This is a genomic window from Rugamonas sp. FW305-51, assembly GCF_058786935.1.
On the sequence record NZ_JBYSZG010000015.1, the window covers coordinates 13611 to 38777 of the forward strand.

23 protein-coding genes and 1 tRNA gene are annotated in these 25167 nt (G+C 64.6%); 9 read left to right on the forward strand and 15 right to left on the reverse strand.

The genetic code is table 11. The annotated features are described in order from the left end of the window. Positions 1 to 3: 3 nt before the first annotated feature. A complete protein-coding gene (locus tag AC3WOS_RS12510; RefSeq protein ID WP_492716287.1) occupies positions 4 to 1269 on the reverse strand; it encodes a M48 family metallopeptidase in 1266 nt (421 codons plus the stop codon). 47 nt (positions 1270 to 1316) lie between these two features. Here AC3WOS_RS12510 and orn point away from each other — a divergent pair, with 47 nt between their 5' ends. After that, the gene (gene orn, locus AC3WOS_RS12515) at positions 1317 to 1913 is read left to right on the forward strand and encodes an oligoribonuclease (RefSeq protein WP_492716288.1); all 597 of its coding nucleotides are present in this window, start codon (positions 1317 to 1319) and stop codon (positions 1911 to 1913) included. Between the two features lie 62 nt (positions 1914 to 1975). Further along, positions 1976 to 2746 carry an arylamine N-acetyltransferase family protein gene (locus AC3WOS_RS12520; RefSeq protein WP_492716289.1) on the forward strand — a complete coding sequence of 257 codons (771 nt, stop codon included), beginning with the start codon at positions 1976 to 1978 and terminating at the stop codon, positions 2744 to 2746. 99 nt (positions 2747 to 2845) lie between these two features. Here AC3WOS_RS12520 and AC3WOS_RS12525 read toward each other — a convergent pair whose 3' ends face one another. Further along, complete coding sequence (locus tag AC3WOS_RS12525) at positions 2846 to 3547, reverse strand: UPF0149 family protein (RefSeq protein ID WP_492716290.1); 702 nt, start codon at positions 3545 to 3547, stop codon at positions 2846 to 2848. A gap of 103 nt (positions 3548 to 3650) precedes the next feature. Between AC3WOS_RS12525 and AC3WOS_RS12530 the strand changes: the two genes are divergently transcribed. Both AC3WOS_RS12530 and AC3WOS_RS12535 read left to right on the forward strand, forming a co-directional pair. Further along, entirely contained in the window at positions 3651 to 4661 is a 1011-nt protein-coding gene (locus AC3WOS_RS12530; protein ID WP_492716291.1) for a serine/threonine protein kinase, read from the forward strand. Between the two features lie 221 nt (positions 4662 to 4882). After that, entirely contained in the window at positions 4883 to 7237 is a 2355-nt protein-coding gene (locus AC3WOS_RS12535; protein ID WP_492716292.1) for a coiled-coil domain-containing protein, read from the forward strand. A gap of 259 nt (positions 7238 to 7496) precedes the next feature. On the opposite strand, the gene AC3WOS_RS12540 is transcribed toward AC3WOS_RS12535, so the two are convergent. After that, positions 7497 to 7868 carry a DUF8785 domain-containing protein gene (locus AC3WOS_RS12540; protein ID WP_492716293.1) on the reverse strand — a complete coding sequence of 124 codons (372 nt, stop codon included), beginning with the start codon at positions 7866 to 7868 and terminating at the stop codon, positions 7497 to 7499. A gap of 79 nt (positions 7869 to 7947) precedes the next feature. Then, positions 7948 to 9033 carry a DUF475 domain-containing protein gene (locus AC3WOS_RS12545; RefSeq protein ID WP_492716294.1) on the reverse strand — a complete coding sequence of 362 codons (1086 nt, stop codon included), beginning with the start codon at positions 9031 to 9033 and terminating at the stop codon, positions 7948 to 7950. A 139-nt stretch (positions 9034 to 9172) separates the two neighbouring features. Here AC3WOS_RS12545 and AC3WOS_RS12550 point away from each other — a divergent pair, with 139 nt between their 5' ends. From AC3WOS_RS12550 to AC3WOS_RS12565, 4 genes are all read left to right on the forward strand, one after another. Then, a complete protein-coding gene (locus tag AC3WOS_RS12550; protein ID WP_492716295.1) occupies positions 9173 to 9595 on the forward strand; it encodes a divergent PAP2 family protein in 423 nt (140 codons plus the stop codon). A 222-nt stretch (positions 9596 to 9817) separates the two neighbouring features. After that, positions 9818 to 11017: an efflux RND transporter periplasmic adaptor subunit gene (locus AC3WOS_RS12555; RefSeq protein ID WP_492716296.1), complete on the forward strand. Its 1200-nt coding sequence runs from the start codon at positions 9818 to 9820 to the stop codon at positions 11015 to 11017. 25 nt (positions 11018 to 11042) lie between these two features. After that, complete coding sequence (locus tag AC3WOS_RS12560; protein WP_492716297.1) at positions 11043 to 14270, forward strand: efflux RND transporter permease subunit; 3228 nt, start codon at positions 11043 to 11045, stop codon at positions 14268 to 14270. A 258-nt stretch (positions 14271 to 14528) separates the two neighbouring features. Then, entirely contained in the window at positions 14529 to 15950 is a 1422-nt protein-coding gene (locus AC3WOS_RS12565) for an OmpP1/FadL family transporter (protein ID WP_492716298.1), read from the forward strand. Between the two features lie 141 nt (positions 15951 to 16091). Here AC3WOS_RS12565 and AC3WOS_RS12570 read toward each other — a convergent pair whose 3' ends face one another. The 3 genes from AC3WOS_RS12570 to AC3WOS_RS12580 all read right to left on the reverse strand — a co-directional run bounded on the left by AC3WOS_RS12570 (position 16092) and on the right by AC3WOS_RS12580 (position 18869). Further along, a complete protein-coding gene (locus AC3WOS_RS12570) occupies positions 16092 to 17489 on the reverse strand; it encodes an L-cystine transporter (RefSeq protein WP_492716299.1) in 1398 nt (465 codons plus the stop codon). A 181-nt stretch (positions 17490 to 17670) separates the two neighbouring features. Further along, entirely contained in the window at positions 17671 to 18096 is a 426-nt protein-coding gene (locus AC3WOS_RS12575; protein ID WP_492716300.1) for a GNAT family N-acetyltransferase, read from the reverse strand. Positions 18097 to 18260: 164 nt separating this feature from the next. Then, entirely contained in the window at positions 18261 to 18869 is a 609-nt protein-coding gene (locus AC3WOS_RS12580; RefSeq protein ID WP_492716301.1) for an IMPACT family protein, read from the reverse strand. A 166-nt stretch (positions 18870 to 19035) separates the two neighbouring features. Here AC3WOS_RS12580 and AC3WOS_RS12585 point away from each other — a divergent pair, with 166 nt between their 5' ends. Continuing rightward, the gene (locus AC3WOS_RS12585) at positions 19036 to 19305 is read left to right on the forward strand and encodes a hypothetical protein (protein WP_492716302.1); all 270 of its coding nucleotides are present in this window, start codon (positions 19036 to 19038) and stop codon (positions 19303 to 19305) included. A gap of 114 nt (positions 19306 to 19419) precedes the next feature. On the opposite strand, the gene AC3WOS_RS12590 is transcribed toward AC3WOS_RS12585, so the two are convergent. The 8 genes from AC3WOS_RS12590 to ybgF all read right to left on the reverse strand — a co-directional run bounded on the left by AC3WOS_RS12590 (position 19420) and on the right by ybgF (position 25064). Continuing rightward, the gene (locus AC3WOS_RS12590) at positions 19420 to 20349 is read right to left on the reverse strand and encodes a glycosyltransferase family 2 protein (protein WP_492716303.1); all 930 of its coding nucleotides are present in this window, start codon (positions 20347 to 20349) and stop codon (positions 19420 to 19422) included. 2 nt (positions 20350 to 20351) lie between these two features. Further along, on the reverse strand, positions 20352 to 21821 hold the full coding sequence (locus tag AC3WOS_RS12595) for a lipopolysaccharide biosynthesis protein (RefSeq protein ID WP_492716304.1): 1470 nt from the start codon (positions 21819 to 21821) through the stop codon (positions 20352 to 20354). Between the two features lie 162 nt (positions 21822 to 21983). After that, positions 21984 to 22472 carry a hypothetical protein gene (locus tag AC3WOS_RS12600; protein WP_492716305.1) on the reverse strand — a complete coding sequence of 163 codons (489 nt, stop codon included), beginning with the start codon at positions 22470 to 22472 and terminating at the stop codon, positions 21984 to 21986. A gap of 344 nt (positions 22473 to 22816) precedes the next feature. Continuing rightward, complete coding sequence (locus tag AC3WOS_RS12605) at positions 22817 to 23077, reverse strand: hypothetical protein (RefSeq protein WP_492716306.1); 261 nt, start codon at positions 23075 to 23077, stop codon at positions 22817 to 22819. 381 nt (positions 23078 to 23458) lie between these two features. Next, positions 23459 to 23734 (reverse strand): type II toxin-antitoxin system RelE/ParE family toxin, encoded by a 276-nt coding sequence (locus tag AC3WOS_RS12610; protein ID WP_492716307.1) that lies wholly within the window; start codon positions 23732 to 23734, stop codon positions 23459 to 23461. After that, positions 23709 to 23912, reverse strand: a complete 204-nt coding sequence (gene relB, locus AC3WOS_RS12615; protein WP_492716308.1) for a type II toxin-antitoxin system RelB family antitoxin — start codon at positions 23910 to 23912, stop codon at positions 23709 to 23711. The genes AC3WOS_RS12610 and relB overlap by 26 nt, the downstream gene beginning before the upstream one ends. Positions 23913 to 24126: 214 nt before the next feature. Next, positions 24127 to 24202 (reverse strand) — tRNA-Lys (locus AC3WOS_RS12620). A gap of 106 nt (positions 24203 to 24308) precedes the next feature. Continuing rightward, positions 24309 to 25064: a tol-pal system protein YbgF gene (gene ybgF, locus AC3WOS_RS12625; RefSeq protein WP_492716309.1), complete on the reverse strand. Its 756-nt coding sequence runs from the start codon at positions 25062 to 25064 to the stop codon at positions 24309 to 24311. Between the last annotated feature and the right edge of the window lie 103 nt (positions 25065 to 25167).

Genomic DNA, 25167 nt, shown 5'->3' on the forward strand with positions numbered 1-25167 from the left:
CCATCAGGCGGCCAGCTTGAGCTGGCGGATGCGCACGCTGGCCGGCGGGTGCGAATCGTAGAAGGCCGAGTGCAGCGGGTCCGGCGTCAGGGTGGAGGCATTGTCCTCGTACATCTTGACCAGGGCCGACACCAGGTCGCGCGCGTCCGTGTGGCGGGCCGCGAAGGCGTCCGCTTCGAATTCATGCTTGCGCGAGCTGAGCGAAGTCAGTGGCCCCAGCAGGAAGGTGAACACGGGCAGCACCAGCATGAACAGCAGCAGCACCATGGCGTCGCTGTTCTGGCCCGGCAGCAGCAGCGGATCCACGCCCAGGCCCGTGTAGAACCACAGCTGGGTCTTCAGGTAGCCCAGCAGGGCCAGGAAGGCCAGCGACAGGGCGAACATGATGGCGATGCGCTTGATGATGTGCTTGAGCTTGAAGTGGCCCAGTTCATGCGCCAGCACGGCCTCGATTTCCTGCGGCGCCAGGCGCGCCAGCAGGGTGTCGAAGAACACGATGCGCTTGTTGGCGCCAAAGCCGGAGAAATAGGCGTTGCCGTGGGCGCTGCGCTTGGAGCCGTCCATCACGAACAGGCCCTTGGAGGCGAAGCCCACGCGCGCCATCAAGCCTTCGATGCGCGCTTTGAGCGCTTCGTCGGCCAGCGGCGTGAACTTGTTGAACAGGGGCGCGATCACGGTGGGGAACAGCACCATCATCAGCAGCTGGAAGCCGCTCCACACGAACCAGGCGTACAGCCACCACAGGTCGCCGGCCTTGTCCATCAGGGTCAGCACCACCCACACCAGCGGCAGGCCGATCACGGCGCCCAGCGCCACGCCCTTGAACATGTCGGCGAAGAACAGGCCGGGCGTCATCTTGTTAAAACCAAAACGCTGCTCCATGCCGAACTGCTTGTAGTAGTCGAACGGCAGGTCGATCAGGCCCGTGATGAGGGCGAAGCCGGCCAGCAGGGCCAGCTGGTAAGTCATGCCGGGGCCCGTGTGCTTATACACGGCCACCGACAGCGCCTGCAGGCCGCCCAGCAGCGTGAAGCCGACCAGCACCACCGTGTTGACCATCAGGCCCAGCAGGCCGAACTTGGTCTTGGCCACCGTGTAATCGGCCGCCTTCTGGTGGGCCGCCAGCGGGATGGTCTGGGCGAATTCGGCCGGCACGGCGGCGCGGTGGCGCAGCACATGGCGGATATGGCGCGAGGCGAGCCAGAAGCGCAGTGCCAGCGTCAAAACGAGGAAGGAAACAAACAAAATCGAAAACGCGAGTGAATACATGCTGGGCCTGTGAGAAAATGGCGGATTGATTTCGCCAAGAGAGAATTATGTCACAAGCTACCGACTTCGCAGCAACCCAAGGTGTCACCCCAGCGCCCCAGCGTCCCAACGAGCTCAATCTGGTGTGGGTCGACATGGAAATGACGGGCCTGGAGCCGGATACCGACCGCATCATCGAAGTGGCCGTCGTCGTCACCGACATGCACTTGAACGTGCTGGCGGAAGGTCCCGTGTTCGCCATCCACCAGAGCGACGAAACGCTGGACAAGATGGATGCCTGGAACAAGGGCACCCACGGCCGTTCCGGCCTGACCGAGCGCGTCAAGGCGTCCACCGTGACGGAAGGCCAGGCCGAGGCGGACCTGATCGCCTTCCTCAAGCAGTGGGTACCGGCCGGCAAGTCGCCCATGTGCGGCAACACCATCGGCCAGGACCGCCGCTTCATGGTGCGCTACATGCCCAAGCTGGAAGCGTTCTTCCACTATCGCAACGTCGACGTGTCGACCCTGAAGGAACTGTGCAAGCGCTGGAAGCCCGAGATCGTGTCCGGCTTCAAGAAGCACCAGAAGCACACGGCCATGGCCGACATCATCGAGTCGATCGAAGAGCTCAAGTATTACCGCGAACATTTCATCAAACTGTAAGCGGTCGTTGCAAAACGCCCGTCATTACCCAGAGTGAGCCTATGCATGCTGAGAATTTTGTATTGCAAGATTATCTGGACCGCATCGGCTACGCCGGGCAGGCCCAGGCCGACCTGGCCACGGTAACGGCCCTCATGCGGCACCAGCTGTTTTCGGTGCCGTTCGAGAACCTGGACGTGCAGGCCGGCAAGATCGTGTCGCTGGTGCCGGAAGAGATCGTGGACAAGATCGTGGCGCGCCGCCGCGGCGGCTATTGCTACGAAGTCAACGGCATCTTCGCCATGGCCCTGCAGGCGCTGGGCGTGCCCTACCAGCTGGTGGCGGCCCGGCCCATGTTCTATCCGGCCCGGCGCCCGCGCACCCACATGGTCATCGTCGTCACGCTCGATGGCGTGCAGTGGCTGTGCGACCTCGGTTTCGGCAGCTACGGCATCCGCGCCCCGGTGCGGCTGGACCTGCTCGACACGGAGCTGGTGCAGGACGATGATGTTTTCATGCTGAGCAAACCGAACGAGCGGGAATTCCTGGTCCAGGCCAGGGTGGGCGGGGAGTGGCAGAACCAGTTTGGCTTCGACCTGTCGCACCAGGAGTGGATCGACTTCATGCCGGCCAATTACCTGAACTCGACCCATCCGGAATCGATCTTCGTCAAGATGCTGCTTCTGGTGCAGCACCGGGCCGACGGCCGTTCCATTCTGCTGGGCGATACGCTCAAGACCGTCACGCACGGCCAGCTGGCGCAGCGCAGCGTGGCGCCCGAGGAGCGGGCGGACGTGTTGCGCGAGTTGTTTGGATTGAGCTTGCCGGAACCGGCGTCGGGCGCGGCGGCCTGAAAAGAGGGGCGGGCGGCTGTCCGCCCCGTCGCCGGCCCTGCGCGGCCAGCAATGCGCCACTGCCATCAGCCCGTGATGACGGGCCGATGGTCTTGCTGCTTACTCGGCGCCCGATTCGGCGGCGCCGTGGCACTTCTTGTACTTCTTGCCGCTGCCGCAAGGGCAGTCGTCGTTGCGGCCCACTTTCGGCTCTTCGCGCTTGATGGTGGCCACCGGCGCTTTGCGGCGCGGCACCCAGAACTTGTGGATGGCCGGCAGGTTCGCTTCCAGTTCCACGCCCAGCTTGTGGGCCAGCACGGGGTCTTCCACCAGCGGCAGTTCCTCTTCCTCGATCTCGTCGGCGCCCAGCAGGTAGATGGGGCGCATCAGGTCGGCCACTTCCGAATCCCAGATCTCGTTCCACGAACCGGGGCGCAGTTCCATGCCTTCCCAGAAGCCCCAGCACCACGCTTCGGCATCGATCAGGGTCTGGCCTTCGTGCTCGTGCTCGACGAACAGCGGCTCGAATTCCTTGGGCGCCACCTCGAACGTCACCAGCACTTCGTTCATGAAGCGCATGATCAGGTTGACGATGCGTTCCTCTTCCTTCGCGTTCTTGAACTTGGGCACGTCCTTGCCATCCTGGCCCCAGATCTTGGGCAGCCATTCGGCCGGCATGATGGGCTCCGGGCCGATGGCGATGGCCGTCAGGAAGCCGTGCAGGGTGTCCATCGTCATCGCATCTTCAGGGCTGCGGTCGGACAGCAGGAAATTGTCTAATTCGTCGAATTCTTTTTCGCTCAGTGGCTGATCGAGTTGCATGGTTAGCTCTTTTTATATGGTTGAAGGCGACAGTATACGCTGCGCGGCGGCGCGCTGCCCACTTGTTTGCGCCGGGCAGGGCGCGGCCACGTACAATGGCGGCATGCATACCGACGACCCCTCCGGCGCCCGCGCCCACCATCCCTTTTCCGACCTGAGCCCGGATTGCGTGCTCGACGCGCTCGACAGCGTGGGCCTGCGCGGCGACGGCCGCCTGCTGGCGCTCAACAGCTACGAGAACCGGGTCTACCAGGTGGGCATCGAGGATAGCGCGCCATTGGTGGCCAAGTTCTACCGGCCGGCACGCTGGAGCGACGCCGCCATCCTGGAGGAGCACGCGTTTACGGCCGAACTGGCCGAGCGCGAGATTCCCGTGGTGCCGGCGCTGGCGCTGGACGGCAGGACGCTGCACCAGTACCAGGGCTTCCGTTTCGCCGTGTTCGAGCGCCACGGCGGGCGCGCGCCCGAGCTGGACGACCCGGCCGTGCTGGAGTGGGCGGGGCGCTTCATCGGCCGCATCCACGCCGTCGGCGCGCTCAAGCCTTATGCTGAGCGGCCCAGCCTCGATATCGGCACCTTCGGCACCGAACCGCGCGACTACCTGCTGGCCAACGGCTTCATCCCGCCCGAGCTGCTGGCCGCCTACACCAGCGTGGTGGACCAGGCGCTGGACGGCGTGCGCCGCTGCTACGACCGGGCCGGCCAGGACATCGCCCAGCTGCGGCTGCACGGCGACTGCCACGGCGGCAACGTGCTGTGGACGGACGCCGGCCCCCATTTCGTCGACTTCGACGACAGCCGCATGGGGCCGGCCGTGCAGGACCTGTGGATGATGCTGTCGGGCGAGCGCCAGGAGCAGGTCCGCCAGCTGGGCGACATCCTGGCCGGCTACGAGGACTTCTGCGAGTTCGATACGCGCCAGCTGTACCTGGTGGAAGCGCTGCGCACGCTGCGTCTGGTCCACTACTCGGCCTGGCTGGCGCGGCGCTGGGACGATCCCGCCTTTCCGGTCGCCTTCCCGTGGTTTAACAGCCAGCGCTACTGGCAGGACCGCATCCTGGAGCTGCGCGAGCAGGTGGCGCTGATGGACGAACCGCCCCTGTGGCCTGTGTGAGCCGGGACTACCGCGGCGCGTCATCGCGCGCCGCATAAGTCGGAAAACATATCGAAACCTTCCTGTGATACAAATCTGATATCGCTTCCATATGCGCCATATGCGGGAAATAGCGGGTATTTCCCGCTCTCCTTGCCGTTCTGCTTGTCCGGGCCATGTTTGATAATGGCAACTCAGAAGTCCCGGTTGGTGCCGGGGCGCAGCGAAAAGCGAGAACACTCATGCAAGCACAACTGGCTCAGCGCGAAGGCGCCACCCTCACCGTTGCATTTTCGGCCGATGACGCAGCCCATGCACAGGACCAGATGAGCGCCTCGCCGCAAGCGCCACGTGCCGCGCTGGAAATGCGCGCCATCCAGGAAGCCATCGCCCGGGTCGAGGCCGAAGCGAAGGCCGCCTGCGCCGCCGAGAGCCGGGCCCACGCCGAAGCGCGCGCCCGCGCCCTGGCCGAAGACCGCGCCGCCATGGATGCGGCCGCCGCCGCCGCCGCCTTGCAAAATGCCCAGGCTTCGGAAGATGCCATCGCCGCCAACCGCGACCGCCTGGAATCGCTGCGCGCCGCCGCCCAGGCCAGCGTGGCCCGGCTGGAAGCGGTCAAGCAGGAGACGGCCGAGCTGCGGGCCCGGGTCGAAGCGGACAACCAGATCCGCCTGGCCGCCGAACAGCGCGCCAAGGCCGAGGAAGAGAGCCGCAAGCGCGCCTCCGAACAGATGGCGGCCGAATCGGAACTGGCCGAGCAGGCCGCCCGCGCCGCCGAGGAACTGAAGGTGGAAACGGAGCAGGCCCGCTTGCAGGCCGTCGAGCGCGTGGCCGCCGTGCAGGCCGCGAAAGAAGAGGTGGTGGGCATCGCCGAGGCGGACGCCCGCATGGCCACGCTGGCCCGTGAGCGCGAGCGTCACGCCCACGCCGCCCGCCAGACGGCCCAGAACCTGGCGCAAGCCGAAGCGGAAGCGCTGGAACTGACCATGCAGCGCGAGCGCGCCGACAAGATCGCGCTGGAATCAGCCTTCAACCGCGCCGCCGCCGAAGTGCGCGCGCTGGAAGAAGCACGGGCCCTGGCCCACCTGGAGCAGGAGCGCGAACAGATCGCGCTGGCCCAGGCCGAGTCCGAGCGCAGCGCCGCCCAGTCGCTGCACCTGCGCCTGCAGACGGAAAAGGAAATCCGCGACGCCGCCATCCACCGCGAACGGTTGGAAATGATGGCCGTCACTACGGCCCAGGCCCGGCGCGATGCCGAAGCGCGCATCCTGCAGGCGACCGAAGCCCGTATCGCCGTCGACCGCCAGCTGCGCACCGTGGCCGACGCACGCGTGCAGGCCGAGGAAGAGGCCGAACTGAAAACGCTGGCCAAGGTGGAAGCGGAAGCCCAGGCGCTGGACCAGGCCAAGCTGCGCCAGGCGGCCGATGAAGCGGCCGCCGACGCCGCCCGTGCCGACAGCCTGGAGCAACAGCGCGCGGCCCAGCTGGCCGAAGAACGGGCCTCGCTGGCGCGCGCCGCATCGGAACTGGCGGCCAGCCAGAACGCGGCCGAGCAGCGCGAGATCGCATTGCTGGCCCAGCATGTGGAAGCGCAGAGCGTCGCCCAGGCGCTGGCCGAACAGAAAGCGCTGCGCGCCGCCGAACTGCTGGCTGCCGAGCAGGCCCGCGCCGGCGCCGAGCAGCAGGCGCTGGCCGCCATGAAGGACAAGATGGAAGTGGAGCGCGTCGCCACCGCCGCCGCCGAGCACCGCATCGCCGCCGAGCAGGCCCAGGCCGCCGCGCTGCGCCAGCAGCATGAAGCCGAGCAGCGCCTGGCCGCCGCCGCCGAACAGGAAACGGCCGCGGCCCGCATGATGGCCGAGCAGACGGCGCTGGAAGCGGAGCAGAAGGCCGCCGCCGCCACGGCGCTGGCCGCGCAGGCCCGCCTGGCCGTGGAACTGGGCGCGGTGCAGGCCGAGCGGGCCCGCGTCGAGCAGGACAAGGCCGCCGCCGCGCAAGCGCTGCTGCAGGCGGAACAGGAATTTGTGGAAGCGGAGCGCCAGTCGCTGGCGCTGATCGACCAGAAGCTGGCCCAGCAGCGCCAGACCACGGCCGCCGAAGCGCGCGCCACCAAGGCCATCGCCGGCCGCCTGGAAGCGGAAAAGCAAGTCGCGGCCGAAGCGCGCGCCCGTGCCGAGGCGGAGCAGGCCGAGCTGGAAGCGATGCGCCAGCGCGAGCAAGCCGAGCACGCGGCCCGCCTGGCCGCCGCCGACAAGGCCCAGGCACAGCAAGCGCTGCTGGCCGCAGCCCAGGCGCACGCCGCCATGCAGCGCAAGGTGGCCGACACCACGGCCGCCATGACGGCCGCCAAGCAGCAATTGCTGGAATTGGAAACGCGTCGTCAGCAAGCGGCCCGCAACGCGCTGGCCGCGCTGCAAGCGAAGGTGGAAGCGGAGCAGGGCGTCTGCCAGCAAGCCGAAGCCCAGGCCCGCGTCGCCTCGCTGGACGCAGCCCGTGCCCGCAAGGAGCGCGAGCAATCGGCCAGCATCGCCCGCGACGTCATCGGCCGCCTGACCCAGGGAGTGGAAACGGTGGGCGCCGTCTGGCGCGCCCGCTAAGGGCCGGTTCAATCGAGACGCAATCCAGGCAGGCAGGCAGCGCCGCAGCCTCCAAACAGAAATGCGAGAAAATGGGGACGTACCCCTTTTCTCTAAAATGGGGACGTACCCCTTTTCGTTCCTCTTTTTCCATCACAATTGGAAGCGCGCACCATTTTTTGCTCACCCTGCGAAGTGAGTGGGCACGCAACTCAATTCATCAGAAATGGGGTACGTCCCCATTTTTAGTGACCCCATTTTCTTTGGCTTGGGCGGGGCCTTACTGGCTGATCTGGACTTTGGCGATGTAGTACTCTGTCTCGCCGAAGCAGACCGTCGGTACGCCTTTGTGTTGTTCGTAGGTGAGCAGCACGCGCTTGCCGGTGGCGGCCAGCAGTTGCTGGGCGACGGCGTCGTCGCGTACGCTGAATTCAAACTTTTCCGGGATGGCGCCCGGCATGGATGTCATCAGGATTTCTCCTTCCCAGGTCTTGCAGACCCAGCCCCGCTTGGAGAACTTTTGCAGGAAGCCGGCCCGCTCGCCTTCCGAGTAGGTCAGGTGCAGCGTGATCCACGTGTAGGCGCAGAACAGCAGTACGGCGGCGCCCACCAGGGCGGTGAAGGACAGCAGGATGCGTTTGGATGTGGTCATGGGTGTCGCGTTAGGGTGAAGGCAAGGTTTGCAATCTTATCACCGGACGGCCTGCGCTTGCGCCGGCCGCCGGCGTGCTTCACCGTTCCCGCCGGCGCTTGTACAGGATGGACGACCACAGCGAGATGGCAATGAAGGCCACGCCCGACAGGCCAGTGAACCATTCGGGGATGTCGTACTTGACGCTGGCCAGCATGATCAGGGCCAGGATGCCGATGGCGTAATGGGCGCCATGTTCCAGGTAGACGAATTCGTCCAGCGTGCCCTTGTGCACCAGGAACACGGTGAGCGAACGGACGAACATGGCGCCGATGGCCAGCCCCAGCATGATGACCACCACGTCGCTGGTGATGGCAAACGCGCCGATCACGCCGTCGAAACTGAACGAGGCGTCCAGCACTTCCAGGTACAGGAAGGCGCCGATGCCGCCCCGTCCCGCCGCCGACAGGGCCAGCGCCGCCGCGCCGGCGCCCACCGCTTCCACTCCCGTCTCGGTGGCGTCGCTGTCGTCGTCCGGCTGCGGCTCTTCTTCCAGCAGGGTGCTGATCCAGTGCACGGCCAGGTACACGGCCACGCCCGTCACGCCGGCCGTCAGCACGCCGAATTTTTCCTCGTGACCGGCCACCGCCATGCAGGCGAACACGGCCAGCAGGGCCAGCAGCACGGCCAGGCTGTCGGTGCCGTGCTGGCCCATTTTCTTTTCCAGCCAGCCCAGCCAGTGCAGTTCCTTTTCCTCGTCGAACAGGAAATTGAGGAACACCAGCAGCAGGAAGGCGCCGCCGAACGCGGCCACCTGGGCGTGCGAGGCCGTCAGGTGGGCGGCGTACACGTCCGGCGTGGCAGTGGCCATGTGCCACACTTCCACCAGCCCCAGCCCGGTGGCGAAGGCGACGATCAGCAGCGGGAACAGCAGGCGCATGCCGAACACGGCCACCACGATGCCCACCGTCAGGAACAGTCGTTGCCAGAACGGGTTCCAGTGCCGCAGCACGGAGGCGTTGACGACGGCATTGTCGAACGACAGCGACACTTCCATCACGCCCAGCACGGTCGCGATCCACACGGCTTGCAGCACCCCGGCCGCGCCGCCGTGGTGGTAGCCCCACCAGGCGGCCAGGCCCAGCAGGACGGCGGTGACGGCGAACGAGAATTTGAAATGCTGCATGAGGCTTCCTGTGTTCAAGAGGGGGACGTAGCCCCCGATTTTATATTACTTGCTTGGGAGACAGCATAGCCATCTGCGATAATGGCCGCCAGCCCGCCCAGACGGGCATACCATGACTCGCTTAATTAAGGACACACCGATGGACCTCGCTTACCTCGTTACCCCCTTGCTGACCTGGATCACGGTCGGCCCGATCAAGTTCCTGATCAACAGCGTGCGCGCCCGCAAATGGGCGTTCAACCTGGTGGGTAACGGCGGCTTCCCTAGCAACCACAGCGCCGTCGTGTCCAGCATGGCGACCCTGATCGCCCTGCGCGAGGGCATCGGCCATCCGGCGTTCGGCGTGGCCGTCACGCTGTGCTTCATCGTCGTGATCGATGCCAACAGCCTGCGCCAGCACGTGGGCAAGCAGGCGGCCGCCATCAACCGCCTGGCCAAGGGCGACGCCGGCCACAGCTGGCTGCGCGAGCGCATGGGACACACGGTGGTGGAAATCTGCGGTGGCCTGGCCACCGGCATTGCCATGGGACACGTCGTGTTCGCCCTGTTCGGCCGCGGCTGATCGCGCCGACGGCGCCCGGCGGCCCCCAGCCGGCGGGCCGCCACACTCTCTCCAATTCTCACCCCGCCCTCCGTTCATCCGCCGATTCCGCGTTCCAGCCGCCCAAACCGGCAATCCAGCCATTGTGCGATTGACGCGCGCGCGGCGCTGGTTGATACTCTGCGCCTTGCAGTTTTAATAAAATTCCAACAGTACCGCCGTTCATCTATCTCGGAGATTTATATGTTGCGCAAAACCTTAGTTGCTCTCGCCGTCGCTTCGGTCCTGGTCGCCTGCGGCAAGTCCACCAAGGCACCGGACAAAGCAGGCGCCAGCGCCTCGGCCACGGCGGCGGCGGAGGGGAAGGGTAAGGGTGAGGCGGCTGCCAAGGGCCCGGCCGTCACCTTGCAGATCGCGCCGGAAGACATGCTGACGGTGGAATCGAATGCGCTGGCCTCGGGCCCCGTCATCACCGGTTCGATCCAGCCCGAGCGCCGCGCCGACCTGCGCGCCGAGGTGAGCGCCGTGGTGCTGCAAGTGCTGAAGGAGAACGGCGAAGCCGTGCACAAGGGCGACGTGCTGGTACGCCTGGACGAGACGGCCATCCGCGACAGCCTCAATTCTGCCGAGGAGGCCACCCGCGCCGCGGCCCAGAGCCTGGAGCAGGCCGAGCGCGCCTTCCAGCGCCAGAAGACGCTGCGCGCCTCCGGCATGGTGTCGACCCAGGCCCTGGAAGACTCTGAAATCCGCCGCAACAATGCCCAGAGCGAACTGGCGGCGGCCCGCGCCAGGTCGGTGTCGGCCCGCCAGCAGCTGGGCCGCACCAGCGTGCGCGCGCCGTTCGACGGCATCGTCAGCGAGCGCAAGGTCTCGAACGGCGACACGGCCGCCATCGGCAAGGAACTGATCAAGGTGATCGACCCGGCCAGCATGCGCTTCGAAGGCCTGGTGTCGGCCGACAAGATCGGCATCGTCAAGGTGGGCCAGCCGGTGCTGTTCCGGGTCAATGGCTATCCGGGCCAGCACTTCAACGGCAAGGTCAAGCGCGTCGATCCGGCCGCCAACGCCATCACGCGCCAGGTCGAGGTGCTGGTGGAGTTTGCCGACCAGGCCCAGCCGCGCGTGGCCGGCCTGTATGCGGAAGGGCGCATCGAGGCCCAGTCCGCAGCCACCCTGATGGTGCCGCCGACGGCCGTGGTGCAGGCCGGCGACAGCAATTTTGTGTGGCGCATCAAGGCCAACACCCTGGCCAAGGTGCCGCTGACCCTGGGCGCGCGCGACGAGCGCAGCGGCCTGGTGCAGGTGGTCAGCGGCCTGGCCGCCGGCGACATGGTGCTGCGCGTGCCCGGTTCCAGCTTCAAGGATGGCCAGAAGGTCGAGCTGACGGCGCCCAAGGCGGTGGCCTCGGCCGCCTCGCCGGCCGTGGCCGCCAAAGGGAACTAAGCAGAAAAACTAAGGAAAACCAGCCATGTTCTTATCCGATTTCAGTATCAAGCGGCCGATTGCCACCATCGTGCTGATCGTGGCCATGATGTGCCTGGGTATCATGGCGCTCAAGAAATTGCGCGTCAACCAGAACCCGGACGTGGAAATCCCCTTCATCGTGGTCAACATCCCGTATCCGGGCGCGTCGCCGGAAACGGTCGAGCGCGAAATCGTCAACCGCCTGGAAAAATCGCTGCAAAGCATTACCGGCGTGACGGAAACCAACAGCACGGCGTCCGAAGGCTCGGCCAGCATCCTGTTGAAGTTCACCTTCAGCAAAAACCTGATCGAGGCGTCCGACGAGATCCGCAACGCCATCGCGGCCGTACGTTACAAGCTGCCCACGGAGATGCGCGAACCGATCCTGCAGCGTATCGACCCCTCGGCCCAGCCCGTGATGCAACTGGCCTTGTCGTCCAAGACCCAGAGCCACGCCGTCATTTCCCGCCTGGCCGAGGACAAGCTGGCCGACCGCTTCCGCGCCATCGACGGCGTGGCCAGCGTCAACGTGGACGGTTCGCTCAAGCGCGAGCTGAGCGTGCTGCTGCGGGCGGAAAAGCTGCGCGAATACAATGTGTCGGTGGGCGACGTCGTCAACGCCTTGCGCAACCAGAACACCAATGCGCCGGTGGGCAAGGTGCGCGGCGAGCTTGACGAGAAGAGCATCCGCCTGGTGGGCCGTATCGAGCACCCGGAGGAATTCCAGCAAGTGGTGGTCAAGCGCAATGGCGACGAGCTGGTGCGCCTGGCCCAGGTGGCCACCATCGAGGATGGCTTTGCTGAACTGAACAGCGTGAGCGTGCGTTCGGGCAAGCCCAACGTGGGCATGTCCATCATCCGCTCGCGCGACGCGTCCACCGTCACGGTGGCCGACAAGGTGCGCGAAGTGGTCGAGGAAATCCGCAAGGAACTGCCGCCCGGCACCCAGCTGGAAGTGACCCAGGATGACGGCAAGGATGCCGAGAGCAGCCTTAACAACGTGATCGAGTCGCTGGTGTTCGGCGCCACCCTGACCATCTTCGTGGTCTACGCCTTCCTCAATTCCTGGCGCTCGACCCTGATCACGGCCCTCAGCCTGCCCACCTCGGTGCTGGCCGCCTTCATCGGCGTGTGGCTGTGCGGCTTCACGCTCAACTTCATGACGCTGCTGGGCCTGTCGCTGGCGATCGGCGTGCTGATCGACGACGCCATCGTGGTGCGGGAAAACATCGTGCGCCACATGCAGATGGGCGCCGACCGCCGCACGGCCGCCCTGAAAGGCACGGCCGAGATCGGCATGGCCGTGGCCGCCACCACCTTCTCCATCATGGCCGTGTTCATTCCCGTCGCCTTCATGACGGGCATCACGGGCGAATGGTTCCGGCCGTTCGCGCTGACGGTGACGTGCTCGGTGGCCGTCAGCCTGTTCATCTCGTTCACGCTCGACCCCATGCTGTCGGCCTTCTGGGGCGACCCGCCGGACCACCACACGGCGCCCCGCAAGGGCGTCGAAAAAGTGCTGCAGCGTTTCAATGAATGGTTCGACCATCAGGCCAACCGCTACGGCAACCTGATCGCGTGGGCGCTGCACCACCGCCGTTCGATGGCCGTGATCGCCATCGTCAGCTTCGTGGCGGCGTTGGGCATGCAGGCCAAGCTGGGCGGCTTCAGCTTCATTCCCTCGTCCGACTTCGGCACCATCGCCATCGACGTGCGCACGCCGTCGTCGAGCAGCCTGGAGTATTCACGCCTGAAGATGGAAAAGGCGGCCGAACTGGCCCGCTCCCTGCCCGAGACCAAGGAAACGAACAGCTACGTCAACCTCGGCGGTGGCCGTATCTATGTCGACATCGGCAAGAAGACGGAACGCAAACGTTCGGCCATCGAGGTGGCCAAGCAGTTGCGCGACAAGCTGGCCGGCCTGGTGGGGGCCGAATACACGGTGCTCGACGACTTGAGCAACGGCGCCCGCAAGCCGGTGCAGGTGGAATTCACGGGCACCGACTCGCGCAAGCTGATGGAAATCACCAATGCCTACATGGAACGGCTGCGCAAGGTGCCAGGCGCGGTCGATGTGGGCCTGTCGGAACAGGATCCCAAGGATGAGCTGCGGATCGAACTGAACCGCGGCCTGGCCAACTCCATGGGCATCGCGGCCGGCGACGCGGCGCAGGCGCTGCGGGTGGCGTTCGCCGGCATCGAGGTGGGCGACTGGGTCGACCCGACGGGCGAATCGCGCGACGTGGCCGTGCGCCTGGCGCCACAGGACCGCACCAGCGCCGAGAACATCGAGCGCCTGCCGATCGCCGTGGGCGGCACCGGCCAGATGGTGCCGCTGGAGCAGATCGCCCATGTGACCATGGGCAAGGGGCCGTCCACCATCAAGCACAAGGATGGCAAGCGCACCATCGCCGTGTCGGCCAACGTGCAGGGCCGCTCGGCCGGCGAGCTGACGGCCGACGCCATGAAGCTGGCCAACGAGATCGACTTCCCGCCCGGCTATGGCCTGGCCTTGGGCGGCGCCGGCAAGGACATGAATGAAGTGTTCGGCCGCATGGCGCTGGCCCTGGTGTCGGGCATCGGCCTGATGTATCTGGTGCTGGTGATGCAGTTCGGCTCGTTTACGGCGCCGCTGGCCGTGATGCTGTCGCTGCCGCTGTCGCTGATCGGGGTGGTGGTGGCGCTGCTGCTGACCCACAGCACCATCAACCTGATGAGCCTGATCGGGGTGATCATGCTGATGGGCCTGGTGGCCAAGAACGCCATCCTGCTGCTGGACGCGGCCCGCAAGCGCGAGGAAGAGGGCTACGGCCGCGAGGACGCGCTGATGCATGCGGGCCGCATGCGCTTGCGCCCCATCCTGATGACAACGTTCGCCCTGATCGCCGGCATGTTCCCCGTGGCGCTGGGGCTGGGCGAGGGCGGCGAGTTCTACAGTCCGATGGCGATCGCCATCATCGGCGGCACCATCACCTCGACCATTTTGACGTTGTTGATGGTACCCACCTTCTACGACAGCATCGAGATCGCCCGCGACCGGGCGCTGGCCAAGTTCCGCCGTCGCGAGCTGCGCTGGACCACGGTGCCGGCGCTGGTGATGACGCTGGTGGAGGCGCTGCTGACGCTGGTGTTCGTGCGGCTGGTGTACCGCTTGCTCAAGTGGGCGGTGCTCAAGCTGCTGGGACGGGGCGGCAAGGCCGGGCCGCCCGGCACGGCGCTCGACGCGCACTGATCGTGACCATGGAAAAGGACCTGCGGGTCCTTTTCTCATGGCGAGCGCCATTTGCGCTGGCGCAAGCGGCGCGTTCGCTTTATTAGCAAGCTTTTGCCGCAATGTGTTGTAATTAGTATTGTTACTCTATTTTAATATTTTATGCCTGTAGTATGCTGCCAACGACCCAGCACCATGCCCGCTGTGCAGGCCCAGTCACGGTGCCGGTCGTAGAAAAATCTGGCGTCGACTAGCCATTACTTACAAAGCGAGACCACCTTGAAACACAAATTCCTGCCCCTGATCATTGCCGCCGCCCTCAGCACCCTGTCCGCCAGCGCGCTGGCTTCCGGCTACCGCTTCGGTTCGCAAAGCGTAGCGGCCGAAGGCACGGCCGACGCCAACGCGGCCGAGGCGAATGACGCATCGACCATCTTCTACAATCCAGCCGGCCTGTCGCGCCTGGATGGCCTGCAAATGAACCTGGGCGCCACCGTCGTGGTGCCGCACTCGACCTACCAGGACACCGGCTCCACCCACTTCACGGGCGCCCCCACGGGCGGCACGGCAGCGCACGGCTATGCGCCGGACTCCGTGACGGCGCCATCGCTGTACGTGAGCAAGAAAGTGAACGACCAGTGGGCTGTTGGCCTGGGCCTGTTCGTACCGTACGGCGCCAAGCTCAACTACGGCAACACCTGGACCGGCCGCTACGCGCTGACGGACGTGAAACTGGAAGCGGTCACCCTGAACCCGTCCGCCTCGTTCAAGCTGAACGAACATCATGCCTTCGGTTTCGGCGTCATGGCGGAACACTTCAACGCCGACCTGGGTCAGGCGGTGGACGTGCCCGGTTCTATCGCCGCCTTGTCCAGCCCGGCGGCAGCGGCCACCCGCGCCCAGCTGCTCGGCACCATCGTCGCCCTGGGCGGCAACCCTGCCGTGCTGGGTTCGGCCAAAGACGCCCACGCTTCCATCACGGGCAAGGATTGGGGCTACGGCTTCAACCTCGGTTATATGTACACGATGGACGCCAACACCCGCTTCGGCATCGCCTACCGTTCGTCGGTGGCGCACTCGCTGTCGGGCGACGCCGTGTGGGACTTCTCGATGGTGACGAGCGACCAGATCGTCAACCACATCCTGGCCGCCAGCGGCCACCGCACCAACTCGGCTTCGATGGTCAAGCTGCGCACGCCGGAAACCCTGTCGCTGAACGCATTCCACCAGTTCGACGCGAAATGGGACGGCATGGCCGACCTGACGTGGACCCGCAACTCGCGCCTGGGCGACCTGCACATCCAGTTCCCCAACACGGTCGAAGGCGACCTGGTGATCCGCCAGCAGTGGAAGAACACCGTGCGCCTGGCGCTGGGCACCAACTACCGCTACAACGACAACGTGACGCTGCGCGCCGGCCTGGCTTACGACGAGACGCCAGTGCCTAACGCCGGCCTGACCGACCCGGCCCTGCCGGACAGCGACCGCTACCAGCTGTCGCTGGGCGCCGCCTACAAGCTGAGCCCGAAATCGACCATCGACGTGGCCTACAGCTTCCTGGACTTCAAGAACGCCAGCACCAGCTACACCAACAACTGCAACCCGCTGATCCCGACCTGCACCGGTAACGGCGAAACGACGCGTGGCACCTACAAGACCCATCTGCAACTGCTGGGCGTAGCGTACAACTACAAGTTCTGACCGTCCCCCCGGCAGCAACAACGAAAAGGGCCCGCGCAAGCGGGCCTTTTTTCATCGCGGGACTACGAAAAATGGGGACGTACCCCTTTTATCGAGGTATTGGGGTACGTCCCCATTTTTTGGGGTAGCAATTTTTCTAGTTCACGCCACCATGCGCTCGTCGTCGGCCGGTTCGCCGTCGCGCTGGAAGATGGCCATGTCGGTCTGGCCCAGCACGCGGCTGGTGACGGTGCCGGCCGTGATGGCGCCGCTGACGTTGAGGGCCGTGCGGCCCATGTCGATCAGCGGTTCGATCGAGATCAGCAGGCCGGCCAGCGCCACCGGCAAGTCCATGGCCGACAGCACGATCAGGGCGGCGAACGTGGCGCCGCCGCCCACCCCGGCCACACCCACCGAGCCGACCGTGACGATGGCCAGCAGCGGGGCGATGAAGTGCAACGTGAACGGGTCGATGCCCACGGTGGGGGCGATCATCACGGCCAGCATGGCCGGGTAGATGCCGGCGCAGCCGTTCTGGCCGATGGTGGCGCCGAACGAGGCGGCGAAGTTGGCGATGCCTTCCTGCGTGCCCAGGCGCTGGGTCTGGGTCTGCACGTTCATGGGGATGGCGCCGGCGCTCGAGCGCGACGTGAACGCGAAAGTCAGCACCGGCAGCACCTTCTTCAGGTAGCGCAGCGGATGCAGGCCGGTGCCCGCGACGATGGCCAGGTGCACGCCGAACATCAGGATCAGCGCGCTGTAGGAGGCGAACACGAAGCTGATCAGCTTGAGGATGTCGGCATAGCTGGAGGTGGACACCACCTGCGCCATCAACGCGAACACGCCGTACGGCGTCAGGCGCAACACCAGCGACACCATGCGCATGACGATGGCGTGCGCGACCTGGATGAAGTGCTGGAACGAGGCGAACGCTTCCGGCTTCTGGCCGTGAATGCCGGTGGCGGAAATGCCGATGAAGATGGAGAAGATGACGACGGCGATGGTGGACGTCTTGCGTCCGCCCGTCATGTCCAGGAACGGGTTGGTGGGAATGAAGCTGAGCACCATGCCGGGCAGCGACAGGGCCTGGGCCGCACCCAGCTTGCCCTGCAGGTATTCGCCGCGGGCCAGTTCGGCCGCGCTGGAAGTGAGGCCGACGGCGCTCAGCCCATAGGCCTTGGCCATCAGGATGCCGATGCTGGCCGCCACCAGCGTGGTCAGCATCAGGGTGCCGATGGTCAGCACGCTGATCTTGCCCAGCGACGCGGCGCCTTGCAGCTTGAGGATGGCGGAAATGATGGACACCATAATCAGCGGCATGACGATCATCTGCAGCAGGTTGACGTAGCCGGTGCCGACGATGTCCAGGTACTGGCTGGTGGTCTGCAGGGCCGGCGCGCTGGCGCCGTAGATCGCTTGCAGGGCCGCGCCCAGCACCACCCCCAGGCCCAGGCCCGTGAACACGCGCACCGTGAAGGTGGCCTGTTGCCGCTGCTGGCGGTACATGAAGCCGAGCAGGGCCAGCGCGGCCAGCAGATTGAGGATGACGTTCAGTGCCATGGGCAGCCTTTATTCGCGGTTGGGTAGAGTGACCGAGCGCGCCGCCGGAGCGCAGGCGCCGGCTGGTAACCGGGCCCGGCTGTGACGGCGCACAGCAAACGGGCATTTTATCGGGCTTTGGCGGACCCTGCACGGCGGCATGCCGCTGGCCTTGGCGGCGTCCGTAATCCCACGTGATCGGCTATTGCTGGTAGATGGCGGGGAAATAACGTTCCATCAAGGTGTGCGGCCGTAATGGCGCGGTAAAGCCGAACCGTGCATATAAAGCGTGGGCGTCGCCCGTGGCCAGCGTAAAGCGGCGCAAGCCCTGCAGCTGGGGATGGTCTTGCACGGCTTCCATGATGGCCTTGCTGCAGCCGCGGCCCCGGTAGGCGGGCAGCACGAATACATCGACCAGGTTGGCAAACGTGGCGAAGTCGGAAATGACACGGGCGAACGCGATCTGCTCCTGGCCCAGGTAGCCGCCGAAACAGAGCGAATGTTCGATCGCACGTTCGACCGTGGCGCGGGGAATGCCGATGGCCCAGGTCGATTGCTCGGAGAGGAATTGATGGATCAGGGGAATGTCTAGTTCCGCCTGATCGGTGCTGATGCGAAATGATGGCATGGTGGTCGGACGGGGTGATGGCGCATGCACGGCGGCGACGGCCAGCAAGCATAGCGCGGTTGTTAAAAACCAAAGCATATCCGATTTGTACTGGTTTGACTGCGCTTGACCCGACGGAAGGTCGATGCCGGCTGTTACGGTGCGTAATGCTTGCGGGTCGGCCGTCAGGCAAGGAGAGGCGCCGCATCATCATCCTGCCAGACGACGCGGCCGCTGCCCGCCTCGCCCAGCCGGGCGACGAGGGCAGGGGCGGCATCGTCGGGCAGGCTGAAGGTGAAGCGGACGGCGTCGCCGTGGGCCACCTCCAGCAGCTGTGCCTGGGCGCCGGCCAGTTCGCGCCGCAGCCAGCCTTCCAGCGCGTAGGGCACGGCGCAATGCAGGGTGCGCAGTTTGATGATGGCCACTTTCTGCGCCGTCAACAGCGCCTGCGCCACGCTGTCCGTGTAGGCGCGCACCAGGCCACCCGCGCCCAGCTTCACGCCGCCGAAATAGCGCACCACGGTGGCCAGCACGCCTTCCAGGTCCTGGTGGCGCAGCACATCGAGCATGGGCCGGCCCGCCGTGCCGCTGGGCTCGCCATCATCGACGGCCGCCGACTGGCCGCCGGCCAGCAGGGCCCAGCATACGTGGGCGGCCGCTGGGTGTTGCGCCTTCAATTGCGCCACCACCTGCTGCGCCGCGGCCCGGTCCGTCATCGGCTGGACGCAGGCGATGAAACGGCTTTTCTTGATCAGCAGTTCGCTGTGGGCGGGCGCGGCGAGGGTCGATGGCATGGACGGGGTGGGGCCGGATGTTGGACGGGGCTGAATTATAGATGTTGTCGAAACCGTGCGGAGTCTGCGGCCGATCGGCCGCGGCCATTGCGAGCCGCTTTTGTTAGACATACAATCGCGGCCTGCCGGGACTTTTTACCCCCGGATTTGATAAACAAGGAAAATAATGTCTTTACCGCAATACATCACCATCAACGGCACTTCCTACGCCTCCGAGAAACTGAACGATGTCGCGAAAATGCAGGCGGCCAATATCCAGGTCGTGGATGGCGAACTGGCCCGCCTCCAGCAGCTGATCGCCATCGCCCAGACGGCGCGCAACGCTTACAGCGCTGCACTGATCGACGCCGTGAAGGGCAAGGAAGAAGTTGTTGCCGAGAAGCCAAAAAAGCCGCGCGCCCCGCGCAAGCCTAAAGCCACCGCAGCGGCCAAGTGAGCGAGAACGCTGCTCCTGGCCAGTTATAACTGATCGGTCAAGAGTGGCTTGCTGTGCTGCCCGCTTGCCTGAGCGCAGGAGCGGCATGGCGCGGCTGTCATCAGGACGCCGCAATCAAGCAAATGTTTGCAGCAGCCAGCGCAACGTTTGCAAACGAAAATCAAAAATGAGGGATTGCGCCAGATGGGCGCGCCGTTCCAGTTTCGTCATGTCCGGCCGCGAAGCGACGCGAATGCAGAACCGGGCCAGCATGGCGCGGTAACGGCTGTTCTCGGCGGCATTGAACAGGTGCGCTTGCCGAAAATAATTTTCCTTGTGGAAGGCCAGCGTTTCCCGCGCGAGCAAGTCGTCGTCGGTCGTCAGCGCTGCGGCGTGATGGCGGTACCGGGCCACCGTGCGGTCCAGGAAGGCGATCCGCGCCGTCTCCGCGAAGCGGTACCACAACGAGATATCGTCCAATATGCGGTAGCGGACATCGAAACGCTGGCCGAGGATGATTTCGCGCCGGCACACGATGGTCTGCGTGCTCATGCCCGTGTGCACACCCGCCATGCAACCCCAAAAATTCCTGCATCGGTACAGCCCGTCACCGAGCGGCACCAGGTAGGCCTGCGCCTTCGTCGTGAACGCCTGGCGCGCCAGGTAAGCCGGCTGCGCCTGCAGCGCTGCGCCGAACGGTTCGAAGTCCGCAAAGACGATATCCAGATCGGGATGGCGCTGGAATATGCGCGTGGCATGTTCCAGCTTGTCCGGCAGCAGCACGTCATCCTGGTCGCAGAAGGAAATGTACTGGCCCCGCGCCAGCGACAGCCCGACGTTTTTCGGCAGCGCCGGCGCGCCGGAATTGATGGCGGTGGACACGACGCGCACGCGGCCATCGCGTGCGGCATAGCCGGCCGCAATCGCGGCCGAATCGTCGGTCGCGCAATCGTTGACGATGATCAGTTCAAGGTCCGCGCAGGTCTGATGCAGGATGCTGTCGATCGCCGCCGCCAGATAGGCCTGGCCGTTGTACACCGGCATGATGACGGAATGAAGCGGCATGACTACTCCTGGCGCTGTGCCGGTTTCGGCAGCAGCCGGCGCATGAGCTGGCGCGACGCCGCCATCAGGTCCGGCTTGATCTCATGGTTGAGCAAAACGACCCCGGCCACCCAGCTGGCCAGCGCGGCCAGGCCGGCCATGCCGAGCAGGACGGCCGGCCGCGCGCCGGCGAACCCCGGCCACAGCATCACCAGCGCCGGACCCGCAACCGCCAGCAGCGTCACGCCGGCCGAGCGCACAACGCTGTGGCCCAGTTCCGCCAAGCGCATGCCGGTCAGGGCCGCCAGGCTGCGGTAGAGCAGGGCCGAGCGCAACATTGCCGTCGCGGTGATGCTCCAGGCCACCGCCTCCAGTCCGAACGGCGCCGCCACGATAATACCGGCGATGCGCAGCGGCACGGAAACCGCCTCCAGTTGCGCGCGCAGCCGCACCTGGCCCATCGCGACAAACAGGTCGCGCGCCATGCCGAACAGGCAGAACACGGCAGCCGAGACGCACATGATGCGCACCAGCGGCGCACTGGCATCCCACTGCTGCCCGTACAGCAACCGTATCAGCGGCGTGGCCAGCACGGCCAGCACGGCAAAGAACGGCCAGGCCAGCCCTGCCATGTAGGCGATGGTCTGCAGATACAGCCGCTTCATGTCGTGGCCGTCGCGGGCGCTGGCGGAAAACAGCGGCAGGATCACGGGTGTGACCGCCTTCGTGATCAGCATGTTGAAAATATTCAGCGTGGCCTGCGCCTTGCCGAGCAAGCCCACCGCCGCCACGTCGATGAGCTTACCGACGATCATGTCCGGCGCGGCGACGCCGCATTCGTCGAGCACGTTCGAGCCCGTCGCATATGCCCCGAACGCCAGCAGCTTGCGCATACCCTTGAAACCGGGCACCCATGGCATGTCGGCGGGACGGAACAGCAGGCTCACCAGCACCGTCACCACGCTGCCGGCGACGGCGGCCCACGCCAGGCTCAGGTAGCTGAAGCCCAGTTTGACCAGTACCAGGCAGACGATCAGGTTGGCCAGCGCATTGGCGACGTTGATGCAGTAGAGCGCGCTGAAGCGCATTTGCCGGCGCAGCACCGGCAACGTGATGGAGCCGAACGGGATCAGCAGGATGTTCAGCGCCAGTATGCGCAGCACCTTGCCGACGCCGGGCTGGCCGTAGAAAGCCGCGATCGGGTAGCTGGCCAGGGCCAGCAGCGCGGCCATGGTCCAGGCGATCAGCAGCGTGAGGGTATAGGCGGCGCGGATGCGTTCAGTGTTCAGGTCCTGTTCCTGGATCAGGTACTGCCCGATGCCGAAATCGCGCACCAGCTGGGTGATACCGACCACGACGGCACCGATCGAAAAGATGCCGATCTGGGCCGGCGTCAGCAGCCGTGCCATGATCATGCTGCTGACCATACTGATCACCAGCACGCTGTACTTCTCGGCGAAGGACATCAACAGGGAACGTTTGGTCGCGTTCATTCGGGCTTTCCCCGCGTTAAACGCGGCGGCAACATGGCATAGGATTCCGTTGGCCTATTATTGTTGCTTCGGTCCTGAGTGGTTTGACCTTAAACGAATTGTGGTGCTTTAAGACGGTGGTCTGGTTTAGCGAGGGGTTCTGTCAGCCAGACGATAGCTGTCTTACGCCTTCCGCTGGCCAGCCAGACGAGCCGTGAGACGGGCGCTTTCAATCCGGAAGTGCCTGAAGAATTTGAATTTTCGACTCGCACCGCTCGGGTCGGAAAGGAAGGGGAGGGCAAATTCCCGCTCAGCGAGCAGCACCATGCGCCAGACGGTGTCACCGAAAAAGCGATACGTAAGCGCATCCGGGGGCTGCAGGCTCAACTCAGCAAACGCGCCGGTGGAATACATCGCCCCGAGTACTGCCGCATCGACCAATGTCATGTTGGCATCGAACATATAAATTCGCAGCATGTCTTCGAAAGGGATGTCATCGGTGAGGAAGGCGATGCGACAGCCCTGCCATTCCAGGGCCGCTTCCAGCACCGCTCCAGTCACGATCAGGCCGGTGGGCTTGCCATCCATCAGCAGCTCGGAAGACGCCAAGGCCGCATCCGAGTAGGGTGACGCCAGCCGTGCCGCGAATTCTGAGGTCGAAAGTAGTTTCACGCGCTTGCTCTACCAAATATGACCAGCGCCGAAGACTGCCAGAGCACCTCCGACGAACGCACCTATTGTCACATATCCCGGCGCGCCAGGGCCGCTTGCAAAACCCGGGAGAGCGCCAGTCGCCATGCTTCCTCCGATAGGCGCCGCAGAATCATGCGAGGATAACGAAGTTCATGTTGCGAGGCAGCTGCCTTGATCAAGGGCTGCGGAGTTCGGACCCATGGATCGGGTTGGCTTGCAATTGGAGTGGTTCGACGTGCGAGCGGCCAAGAGCAAAAAAGCCCACGAACCGAAATTCGTGGGCCTTTTCTGATTTGTCTTGGCTGGCCTTACGCGATTTGGATTCAGCTCGCGCGCGCCTTTTGCAACAGCGTCGTGACGACGGTGCCGACGTCCGTGCCTTGTTCGCTTGCCAGCGCATTGAGCTGGGCGACAAGCTCGGCGTTGAGCTTGGTGGCGAAGGGGACCAGACCGGCTGCCTGGTCGAGGCGGCGTTGTTCGCGGCGATCGACAGTTGCCACGGTCTTGCCGAATTCGGCGCCGGGGGCGACCATTTTGCCCATCAGTTTCTTGGCGTCGCTTTTTGCCATTCCGGTCTTTTTCATGAATTTCTTTCGTGGGGCTACAGGTGGAGGAGGGGGATTAAAAAAAGCTTATGCGCCGTGACGGATAAGCTTTTTTCGTACTACTGAATTCTTGGTGGCCCGTGCGGGTTGCAGACCTGCGATCAAGCGAAAAAATATTGCGAAGCAGGGATGCGTTTCTCCCATTGGGGCCGCTTATCGAGGCAGGGCCAAGCGGCATGCCGTTGCTCTGCCCGGATTATATCTGAATGGTGCTAGTCCTAAGCGATTTATTCGCCCCTGGCGATGCTGGGCCGGACCGAATTCGCTTGTGTTCAGCCCCGGCGCATCCAGCCCCGGCCAGAGACCAGATGCCCATTTCGGTAACGATTTTAGGTATTTGGACAACGTCGCTGAAATCGATCATGGATACTGCTGCCGTGCGTGGATGACGGAAAGAATTTCTATCGCACCCGCGTTAACGCGGTACACGACGACGTAGTTTCGATGGACAACCATTTCGTGCGTATCCGCTACCCGGCCCATGCGGTATAGATAGGGGTGATGCGGAAGTTGCGAGACGGCACGATCGATCTCGGTGTACAGGTAGGATGCGGCTTGCTGGTTGCGCTCCGCAATGTAGGCGAGAATCGTCGCCAGATCTACCTGCGCTTCAGCTCGCCATCGGATCGGAAGCATTGATGTCGCGCTTCGTTTCGATGATTTTTCGGAGTGCCGCCATCACCTCCTCGTGCGAAGCGGCCGGGCGATGATCGTCAAGCGATTTTTGAACTTTCGCCCGAAACCAACGATCGTAGGCTTCGGCTTCTCCAGGTGTCGCGAACTCGGATTCGATCGGGGATGAATTTTCACTCATGATCGGGCAATTATACGGCAGATGGATTGCGTCGCGCCGGACCGACCAGGTTCTTTGACTGATGTCACAAAAGGGCGTTGTTGCACAGATTGGGACGGGGAGGTACTCGGTGTAGTGCTGCAACGTGCTCGTTGCTGTTTTCCGAAGCAACCAGAGCGCAACCAAAAACAAAAAAGCCCACGAACCGAAATTCGTGGGCTTTTTTGATGAATCTTGGTAGGCCGTGCGGGATTCGAACCTGCGACCAACGGATTAAAAGTCCGCTGCTCTACCAGCTGAGCTAACGACCCCCGAAAGAAGCGAGATTATAGGGGACGCTGCCGAACCTGTCAAATGCCTGGCGGACTTTTCTGTTGATCCGCCGCCATGCCAGGGGACAGCCATCCCCCATCTCGCTTACTTGCCCTTGAGCCGCTCCTTGGCCGTGGCCGCCGCGCTGGAGTCGGGATATTGCTTGATCAAGTCCTGCAGCGTCTTCTTGGCCGCCTTGTCCTTGAGCTCGGTCTGGCAGCTGGCAATGTTGAGCATGGCGTCGGCCGCCTTGGGGCTGTCCGGATACGCCTTGAGCACCACCAGCTGGGCGGCGATGGCGTTCTTGCAGTCGCGCTGGGCATAGTAGGCGTTGCCCAGCCAGTATTGGGCGTTGGCCGCATAGCCCGATGCCGGGTAGCGGTGCACGAATTCGCTCAGGGCCGCGCCGGCCGTCTTGTAGTCGCCGGACTTGAACAGCTGCATGGCCGCTTCGTACGTCTGCTGCTCGTTGGGATCGACCTGGGATGCCTTGCCGTCGATTGTCACCTCGTGCGGCTCGAGCTTGCGCAGGCGCGCGTCCAGGTCCACGTAGAAGTCCTTCTGGCGCTTCTGGGCGTTGGCCAGGTCGTTGGCCAGCACTTCGATCTGGCCGCGCAGCTTGGCGATTTCCTGCATCGTCAGCTCGTTCTGGCTCACCAGGTCCAGCGTGCTCGATTTGTCGGACTTGGTGTCGATGCGCGCGTTCACATCGCGCGCCAGCGTGTCGACCTTGGCGCGCAGGTCCAGGATGGCTTTGCGCGCTTCGTCGTCGTCGAATACGCCGGCGCCGGCGTGCAGGGGCAGGAAGGCAAACGCAGCCAGCAGCGCGGCGGCCAGGCTGGATTTGGTAGGTTTCATCATGTAGGCGCTTTCAATTCGGTCGGACAAATGGAAACGGGGCGGGCACAGTAGTCTGCGCGCCGCCCCGTATTATGCCTGCGACCCGCTGAGGTCTGGCTTAATT